The sequence below is a fragment of the Candidatus Nitrosotalea sp. FS genome (genome assembly GCF_011319475.1).
GTDB lineage: Archaea > Thermoproteota > Nitrososphaeria > Nitrososphaerales > Nitrosopumilaceae > Nitrosotalea.
The window spans coordinates 1-4,285 of the sequence record NZ_RCMC01000170.1; the positions used below are offsets into that span (position 1 = coordinate 1).

General features: G+C 38.9%; 7 protein-coding genes and 1 pseudogene. 5 read left to right on the top strand and 3 right to left on the bottom strand.

The window, feature by feature from the left end; translation table 11 throughout:
• Window positions 1–137: 137 nt before the first annotated feature.
• Window positions 138–557, bottom strand: coding sequence for a secondary thiamine-phosphate synthase enzyme YjbQ (locus DYY66_RS06090; RefSeq protein ID WP_166287085.1), 420 nt, complete (start codon window positions 555–557; stop codon window positions 138–140).
• A 173-nt stretch (window positions 558–730) separates the two neighbouring features.
• On the opposite strand from DYY66_RS06090, the gene DYY66_RS06095 reads away from it, so the two are divergent.
• The 3 genes from DYY66_RS06095 to DYY66_RS14315 all read left to right on the top strand — a co-directional run bounded on the left by DYY66_RS06095 (window position 731) and on the right by DYY66_RS14315 (window position 2,249).
• The gene (locus DYY66_RS06095) at window positions 731–1,156 is read left to right on the top strand and encodes a hypothetical protein (RefSeq protein ID WP_166287087.1); all 426 of its coding nucleotides are present in this window, start codon (window positions 731–733) and stop codon (window positions 1,154–1,156) included.
• 71 nt (window positions 1,157–1,227) lie between these two features.
• Window positions 1,228–1,827, top strand: a complete 600-nt coding sequence (locus DYY66_RS14310) for a hypothetical protein (protein ID WP_309223975.1) — start codon at window positions 1,228–1,230, stop codon at window positions 1,825–1,827.
• Between the two features lie 35 nt (window positions 1,828–1,862).
• Window positions 1,863–2,249 carry a hypothetical protein gene (locus DYY66_RS14315; RefSeq protein WP_309223976.1) on the top strand — a complete coding sequence of 129 codons (387 nt, stop codon included), beginning with the start codon at window positions 1,863–1,865 and terminating at the stop codon, window positions 2,247–2,249.
• Here DYY66_RS14315 and cutA read toward each other — a convergent pair.
• Window positions 2,190–2,546: a divalent cation tolerance protein CutA gene (gene cutA / locus DYY66_RS06105; protein WP_166287089.1), complete on the bottom strand. Its 357-nt coding sequence runs from the start codon at window positions 2,544–2,546 to the stop codon at window positions 2,190–2,192. The two genes, DYY66_RS14315 and cutA, sit on opposite strands and share 60 nt — an antisense overlap.
• Before the next feature lie 350 nt (window positions 2,547–2,896).
• Between cutA and DYY66_RS14320 the strand changes: the two genes are divergently transcribed.
• The coding region (locus DYY66_RS14320) for a site-2 protease family protein (RefSeq protein WP_255496209.1) at window positions 2,897–3,602 on the top strand (706 nt) is incomplete at its 3' end.
• Window position 3,603: 1 nt separating this feature from the next.
• Window positions 3,604–3,868: pseudogene (locus tag DYY66_RS14325) on the top strand (site-2 protease family protein); the annotation flags it as partial.
• A 15-nt stretch (window positions 3,869–3,883) separates the two neighbouring features.
• Here DYY66_RS14325 and DYY66_RS06115 read toward each other — a convergent pair.
• A partial coding sequence (locus tag DYY66_RS06115) for an amidohydrolase family protein (protein WP_166287091.1) occupies window positions 3,884–4,285 on the bottom strand: 402 nt, incomplete at its 5' end.

Here is a 4,285-nt window from a genome sequence, read left to right on the forward strand (position 1 = left end):
GAAACTTTTGTCAAAGACAGTAATGGATTCAAGGTTGGTTGTGTAAAATGCAGCCACGGTGCACAGAACCATGAACAAAGCTTCAAGCTAAAACCATTAGAAGAAGGAGCCCAAAAGAGAGGCTCATTATCCTAGAATCATTCGCCTATTACTTTAACAAGAACACGTTTTGGCCTATTACCGTCAAATTCTCCATAAAAGATCTGCTCCCACGGACCAAAATCAAGTTGACCTTTTGTTATGGCTACGACAACCTCTCTTCCCATTATCTGTCTTTTGAGATGAGCATCGGCATTATCCTCTCCCGTATTGTTGTGTTGATATTGTGATGTCGGTTCATGTGGTGCAATCTCTTCTAGCCACTTTTCATAATCTTGGTGCAACCCACTCTCATTGTCATTGATAAAGACACTTGCAGTGATATGCATGGCATTAACAAGACAAAGACCCTCTTTTACGCCACTTTTTTGAATTATTTTTCTTACCTCTGGTGTGATATTTACAAATCCACGCCTTGAAGGAACATTGTATGTAAGATATTCTGTAATTGATTTCATTAATAACAATGGAATCATTTACTGATAAAAATCCAGTGCAGGCTCAGAACTCAAGATCCTTCTCATCAAGTCAAAGGGATTTGGTCATCAACGCCTGCAACCAAACAATTTTGTTTGTTCCTACTTGAGTCTTTCAAGAAGCTTGATAAAAGGCGAGAGCATTGTTTACACAAATGGTAGCAATAGATGCAACGTGTTCTCTTGAAAGTTTTAGGAAATTTGTAATCCTGAGCACTTGTAACTCATTTATTCCTGAAAGTTACCTGGAGGATTACGAAGTGTTCCCGGAACGTGAGGCATCACCTGGCCCAATTTATGTAGAGGCTGCGGACAAGGTCACTTTGAAAAAGATTAGAGACATGACTTTTGTTAATGCAAAAGAAGTCCTCGGCATAATATACTCGTCAAAAAGCGGTAACACCAATCTAAAGTGGAGACAGGTAAGAAGAAACACGGGCAAAGTAGTGGGAGAGGCCTCAACCAATACGCTTGTTAACTTGACTGAATCCGGTGTACTTACACAGGAATGGGTCCAGAATTACTTGAGAAAGAAAGCAGAAGAAAAGAAAGAAGTCAAGACTGACGACTTGACAAACTAGATTACTTTTCTTTTTTATTATAGTTCTACAAAGGTATTAGATTGATTATTAAAAAAATAGACGACAATACGGTGGCCCTAATACCTGAGGAATCAGATGATCTCTTTACGCTACGTCGCGTAATAGGCAAAGGGGACAGAATAATTGGTGATACATCAAGGGCTGTAAAACAGGAAAAGGAGTTTTCAAGACCTGACAAGGGAGAAAGAGTAAAGATTCGCGTAGCACTAGATGTTGAAAAAATTTCTATAGATGAAGTTGTGGATAGGTTAAGGGTACAAGGTACCATATCAGAGTCAGACAATCCATCAGTAAGCAAAGGATCACATCATTCCTTGACACTAAAAATTGGGGATGCAGTAACTCTGATTAAAAAAAATTGGAGCGACATTGAGCAAAAGTTGATCTTTGAAAAAAAAGATCATAGTACATTTCTTCTTGCTGCAATAGACACTACGGACTGTGGTCTTGGAAGACTAAGTGGTACACATCTCAAACTTTTGCCAAACATGTATTCTGGGGCAAGCGGGAAAAGATACAAGTCAAAATTTAACATCCAAGACTTTTTCAAGGATGTCCAGAGTGCAATATCGACATTGATAAGAGATGGAGACAGCATAGTGATATTTGGACCAGGCGAGACCAAAAAGAGATTTGCGAATTTTCTTTAGAGATTCCTTCCATCAAGGGACACAAGGTACAGGTAGTGGACGGGATAGATTCTTCAGGCGAGGACGGAATTTACACTTTTATAAAATCAGACATCATGAAGCAGACACTTGATACCAGCAAGATTGCAAAGGTATCTGCAATACTAGATGAAACCATGGCAAGGGCCAACAAAAAAAGTAACAAGTTTACTATGGGCTTTGATGAAACCGCAAAGGCAAATGAGATTGGTGCAGTAGAGTCTCTTGTATTTTCAGACAAGATCTTTGAAAAACAAGATGAAGACAAAATAATTGAATTTCTAAATCAGGTTGAATCAAAAGGAGTTGAAGTTTACGCAGTGGATTCTACCACGGATGCTGGCTTACGGGTTTCGTCTCTTGGAGGAGTTATTTCGCTTCTTAGGTTCGCCCCCCAAAGTTGACTCTTCAAGCCATTTCATGTATGGTACATTGGTATCATCCATCTTGAGTTCTACAATCTCTGGTACATGATATGGGTGTGATTTTGCTATCTCTTCTTTGAGTTTTTGTTTTGATTTTGTGGTGGTTTTAAAAAGTGCTAGAAACTCTTCAACATCTTCAATCTTGCCTTTCCATGAATAGATAGAGTTTATTTTTGTATAATTTACACAAGCTGCCAATTTTTTTTCTACCACAACATGTGCCACTTGAGAAATTGATTTTTTATCTGGATATGTTGAAACTATGACAATTCCCATAGCAACTGATAAATTTGCCCTGACTAAAAAGAGTATCAATTAATTTGGCTTTTGAATTTTTAACGCACAATTCCATCATCTATGTTTTGATTGCATGGGTTATTGTATTTGCAGTTGCAAAGGTCTCAAAACTTGACAAACATGGATTTGAGATAAAACCATACAGTTTGACATACAAGAACCAGAATGTGCAGTTGATACTATCAAGAATTCTAAGTAGAACCCAGCGTGCAACAAGAATTTTTTCCAACACAAGTGTAGTTTTGGGTTTTATAATGATGGGGGCAGCATTTTGGTACCTTGCCTCAAACCTGTCAAACTTTTTTGTAAAGCCAGAGTCATTTTCTGAGATGACGGTATTGATACCAGGAGTGACAATCCAGTCAAGTTCAAACATTGCATATTTCTTGCTCTCAGTTCCAATTGTACTTGTCATACATGAGGGGGCACATGGAATTGTTGCAACGCTAGAAAAGATCAAGATCAAGACAGGAGGATTTGCAGTCTTTATTGCATTATTTGCAGGATTTGTCGAGCCTGACGAAGAAGAGTTTGTCAAGGCAAAAAAGATCTCACGCCTTAGAGTAATTGGTGCAGGGGCAACATCAAATGTGTTGTTTTCATTTATCATTGCAGGGCTGTTGATATTTAATCCATCATTTGCGCTCATCATGCCAGACCCAATCAAGGGAGTGTTTTACAATGCACCTCTTGGAGTTCCGATAGTTTCAGTTACAGAAGGTTCTGGTGCTGAAAAAGCTGGCCTGCAAAAAGACGACATCATAAATGCAATAGATGGAAATTCTGTTGTTCTTCCGCAGGACTTTGCCAAAATAAAGTTAAAAGCTGGAGACACGGCCATGGTATCAATAATAAGAGATGGAAAGCCCATGCAGATTCCTGTAGTCACCACTCCCTCTAAGGACGATCCACAAAAAGGAATGCTTGGAATTCTAAGAGCTGCGTTACCATCATACCAGCCTGTTGTTCCGTATTATATCCACTGGAGTCCTGAGGTCTTCATGTTCCTGCTGTGGTTGTGGATGCTGTCATTTTNAGTTGTTCCATATTACATTCACTGGAGCCCTGAAGTCTTCATGTTCCTACTGTGGTTGTGGATGCTGTCATTTTTCATAGGAATATTCAACATGTTGCCACTACCAATATTGGATGGAGGCAAGTTTGTTCACACAATAATTGAAAAGAAGGTATCTGAAAAAGTGCTAAAGGGTGCGATGCTCTCACTTTACGCAGTAACATTTGCCTTATTTGGTTTGAATATTGCACTATCAGCAATAAAATCTGGCTTCATAACCATTTAACAAAAAATATCAGGGTCAGTTTTGTGGCCTTGAGACAAACTTGCCATGGCCAGGTTTTGCAAGAATCTTGAAATCTTCAGCAACTATAGTTCCTCGAACAATTGTTTTTACAGGCCATCCCTTGAGATTCCAACCTTCATAGACTGTATAGTCAGAAAAACCATCGATAGTTTCAGCAGACACCTTTCCTTCTTTTTTTAGATCAACTAGAACAATGTCTGCATCAGAACCTTTTTGGATTATTCCTTTTTTTGGATACATTCCAAATATTTGTGCAGTATTAAGACTGGTCATGTTTGATAATTGTGTGAGGTTTATCTTTCCCTTGTTGACCCCCTCGCTTAGCAATATTGGAAGCATTGTACCCATTCCTGGAAATCCTGCAAGAGCGCCCCATACGTTTTCCCCACCCAACTT